3 protein-coding genes and 1 pseudogene are annotated in these 3,649 nt (G+C 73.5%); all 4 read right to left on the bottom strand.

Annotated elements, in window-relative coordinates:
- A partial coding sequence (locus tag HY68_RS25185) for a DUF5107 domain-containing protein (protein ID WP_041992636.1) occupies positions 1 to 1,681 on the bottom strand: 1,681 nt, incomplete at its 3' end.
- Between the two features lie 124 nt (positions 1,682 to 1,805).
- On the bottom strand, positions 1,806 to 2,708 hold the full coding sequence (locus tag HY68_RS25180; RefSeq protein WP_041992634.1) for an arginase family protein: 903 nt from the start codon (positions 2,706 to 2,708) through the stop codon (positions 1,806 to 1,808).
- 32 nt (positions 2,709 to 2,740) lie between these two features.
- Positions 2,741 to 3,313 (bottom strand): GNAT family protein, encoded by a 573-nt coding sequence (locus HY68_RS25175; protein WP_041992632.1) that lies wholly within the window; start codon positions 3,311 to 3,313, stop codon positions 2,741 to 2,743.
- 59 nt (positions 3,314 to 3,372) lie between these two features.
- Positions 3,373 to 3,649: pseudogene (locus HY68_RS25170) on the bottom strand (LD-carboxypeptidase); the annotation flags it as partial.

The raw sequence follows: 3,649 nt of genomic DNA, 5'->3' as shown, positions 1-3,649 counted from the left end.
GCGCGGCCGTCGCTGCCGTCCAGCCGGGGCCGTCGTCGCGGCGCTGCTCGCACAGGTCGTCGAACGCCTCGGCGTACTGGTCGGCCGCGCGCTCCGTGTTGCCGCCCCGCTGGTCGGCGGCGGCCAGACAGCGCAGCAACGGCCAGCGCGCGGGCGCCAGTTTGAGGCCGCGCTCCCAGCTCCGTACCGCCTGGGCGAGATCGCCCGCGTGCCACTGCGCGACCCCGAGGTGGTACTCGGTGAGCGGCTCGGCGGGCGCGGTCTCCAGCATGTCGCGCCAGTGCGGCGCGACGAGTGTCGGGCCCGGCGGGGCCGGCGTGCGCTGCTCGGGCAGCGCGCCGCCCGCCAACAGTTCGGCCCACGGGGCCTGTTCGGCGCCGAGCGTCGACGGGTCGAAGGGCGTGCCGGGCAGCTGACGGCCCGTCCGCAGCGTCTCCAGCGCGCCCCAGCCCGAGCCCGTCGCCAGCCGTTCGCCCGGTTCGGCGTCGGCGTACGGCAGCCATGCCCGGTACGCCTCTTCGACGTCGGCGCGCGGGAAGGCCGCTTCGAGCCGGTCCGCCACCTCGGCGCGTGCCGTACCCCAGTCCGCCCCGTGGACGAGGTCCGGGTCGGTTTCGAGCGGGCCGTACACCTCCAGCCAGCTGAACTCCCCGCCGCCTTCGAGCCGTACATGCTCCAGTTGGGTGCGGGCGAGACCCGCCTGGATCTCCGCGTAGCCGGTCGTGCCCGGCTCGGTGAGCCAGCGCTGCCAGCGCCGGCCGCCGGTGCCCGCGCCCCAGACGAACAGCTTCCTGCCGCGCAGCACATCGGTCGAGGTCTGGACGAGCCCCTGCCCCGCGCCGTCGAGGGAGGCGATCCACTTCCGCTCGTCGGCCGGCACCTCGTAGAAGTAGTCGGCGGGGAACTCGCCGCGCAGCGGGTACGTACGGTCGGCCCCCCGGAACTCGGGTACGGGGACCCGGCGCAGGCTGCGTTCGTAGCCGAAGTGCCAGGCCTCGTCGGCGGGGGCGAGCACCCGGGTGTGCTCGTTCTCCTCGACGGCGATGTTGGACCACCAGTACACCGGCGCGGGACGGTCGTGCGGGTTGCGGATCCGGACGCCGACCCGGAGGAAGGCGGCGTCGTCGGGGAGCCACAGGTCCACCTGGAACGGCAGGTCCCGCAGCCGCTCCCACTCCCAGAGCCGGAGCATCTGCCCGCCGTCGGGCGCGGGCACGACAGCGGCGTGCAGCGGGGCGCAGGAGAGCGTGGTGTGGCCGGTCGCGCCGATGTTCCACTCGATACCGCCGGAGAACCAGGCGCCGTTCAGCGCGAAGCAGGCGGGCTGCAGCACCGGGTTGCGGTAGAGCAGTTCGCGGCCGGTCGGCTTGTGGAGGAGCGACTGGATCCGGCCGCCGAGCCCCGGCAGGACCGTCACCCGCAGGTGCTCGTTCTCGATGACGATCGTGTCGATGCCGGTCTCGGCGCGGTCGCGTCCGTACCCGTCGAGGACCCGTACGGGCAGCAGGGTGCGCAGCGGTTCGTAGCCGATCTGCCGGGCCATGTCGCGCGGCAGGTCCGCCTTGTCGCGCTCGTCGATCGTGTGCGTCTCGTCGAGGGGCCGCAGGGCGGGCAGCGGGTTCTCCGGCCCGACGGGGGCGGCGGGCAGGGTCAGTACGGCACGTCGCACAGTCGTGGCCATGGCAGCCTCGCTTTCGTCCGCGGGCGGCCGGCGGCTCCGTTTCGGCCGGTGGCCCGTCGACCATGGAACACGTTGACCGCCGCACTGACCAGGGGCCCCAGAGGTTTGAACCGCGGGACAGGCGTCAGTCCTTGTCGTCGCCGAAGGCTCCCACGATGACATCGGTGAACATGGCGCCCGCGCTGCCGTCCGGGTCGAGGTCCGGGTCGTAGATGGTCACGTTCAGTCCGACGCAGCGCTCGGAGCGCACCAGGGTGCGCAGCAGCACGGCGAGTTCGTCCGGCAGGAGGCCGCCCGCGTCGGGGGCGTCGACCGCCGGCATCACCGCCGGGTCGAGGACGTCGGCGTCGAGATGCACCCAGAATCCGTCGGTGGCGGGCGTCTCCAGGGTCCGCAGAACGCCGGCGGCCATCTCGGCCACGCCCCATTGGCGCATCTCGCCCACGGACACGGTCGGGATACGCAGCCGGGCCAGCTCGGCGCGGTCCGTGTCCTCGTCGCGGATGCCGAGCAGCCGTACGTCCTCGTCGCGCAGATAGGGGCGCAGCCCCTCCAGGTCGGCGAGGTCGTCCTGACCGCGTCCGGTGGAGATGGCCAGCTCCTCGCCGCCCGCCGCGCCGACCGCGGCCGAGTTGCCCGGGTGCCGGAAGTCGGCGGAGCCGTCGACGGCGGCCAGCCCGTAGCGGCCGATCCGGCGCAGCGCGAGCGAGGCGCCGAGCTGGATCGAGCAGTCGCCGCCCAGGACCACCGGGAAGTCACCGCTCCTGACATGGCGCTCGATCCGGTCGGCGAGCCGGGGGGTGTACGCGGCGATGGCGGCGGCGTTGAAGACCCCGTCGCCCTCCTGCCAGTCGCCGCGGTCGTAGCGCGGCGGGACGACGACACCGCCCTCGAAGGCACCGAGCCGCTGGACGATGCGCTGCTCGCGCAGGGCTCCCGCGAGCTTGTAGCAGCCGGGCACCGTCCCGGGCGCCGGGGGCCGCAGCCCCAGGTTGGAGGGCGCGTCGATCACCACGACAGGAGCCATACCGATCATTCTCGCCGGGTACGGTCCGTCCCTCAAGCGGATTGCGGACCTGCGGTGACCGCCCAGCGTTCGTGGTCGCGCCAGGCGCCGTGGATGTACAGGAAGTCCGGCGAGTAGCCCTCCAGGCGGAATCCCGCACGCCGGACGAACGCGATGGAACGGGTGTTGGCGGGCTGGATGTTGGCTTCGAGACGGTGCAGTCCGAGCGGGCCGAAGGCGTGCCGCATCACCAGGGCCAGCCCTTCCGACATCAGGCCCTGGCCCGCCGCGTGGGCGAACGCGCCGTAGCCGATGGCCCCGCTGCGGAAGGCTCCTCTGACGATGTTGTTCACGTTCACGTACCCGGCGATCCGGCCGTCGGAGCGGGAGCAGACGAGATAACCGGCGGCGCCTCCGACGCCGGCCGGGCCGCCCGCGCCGGACGGGCCGGTGAACCGGCTCACGTACGTGGCGAACGCCTCGGCGTCGTCGGGCGGGAAGAGCCAGGGGTGGTGCAGCGCCTTGCTCTCCCGGGCGAGCGCGGTGAACTCCTCGGCGTCCTCGGACCGGTAGGGACGGATGACCGCGCGCGGACCCGCGCCGAGCTGGGTGGTGGTTTCGGGCATCCCGCCAGCTTAACCAACACCCCGTCCGGACGGCTTGAGGAGCCGGACGGCTTGAGGAGTCAGACCAGCGCCGGGACGTCCAGGGTGAGGGTGGCGCTGTCCGCGTCGAGGACGCCGGGGACGCCCAGTGGCATGGTCAGATTCGTCTCGCCGTGGCCGAAGCCCAGCTCCTCGACGACCGGCACCCCCAGGCCGCCGAGCCGGTCCAGGAGCAGGGCGCGGACCTCCTCGTACGGGCCGCACTGCGCCCAGGAGCCGAGGCCGATGCCCGCGACACCGTCCAGCCAGCCGGAGCGCAGCAGCTGGGTGAGGATCCGGTCGAGCCGGTACGGCTCC

Origin of the sequence: Streptomyces sp. AcH 505 (assembly GCF_000818175.1) — a bacterium.
In the GTDB taxonomy this organism is placed as follows: Bacteria; Actinomycetota; Actinomycetes; order Streptomycetales; family Streptomycetaceae; genus Streptomyces.
This window is presented reverse-complemented; position numbering and strand designations above follow the sequence as displayed.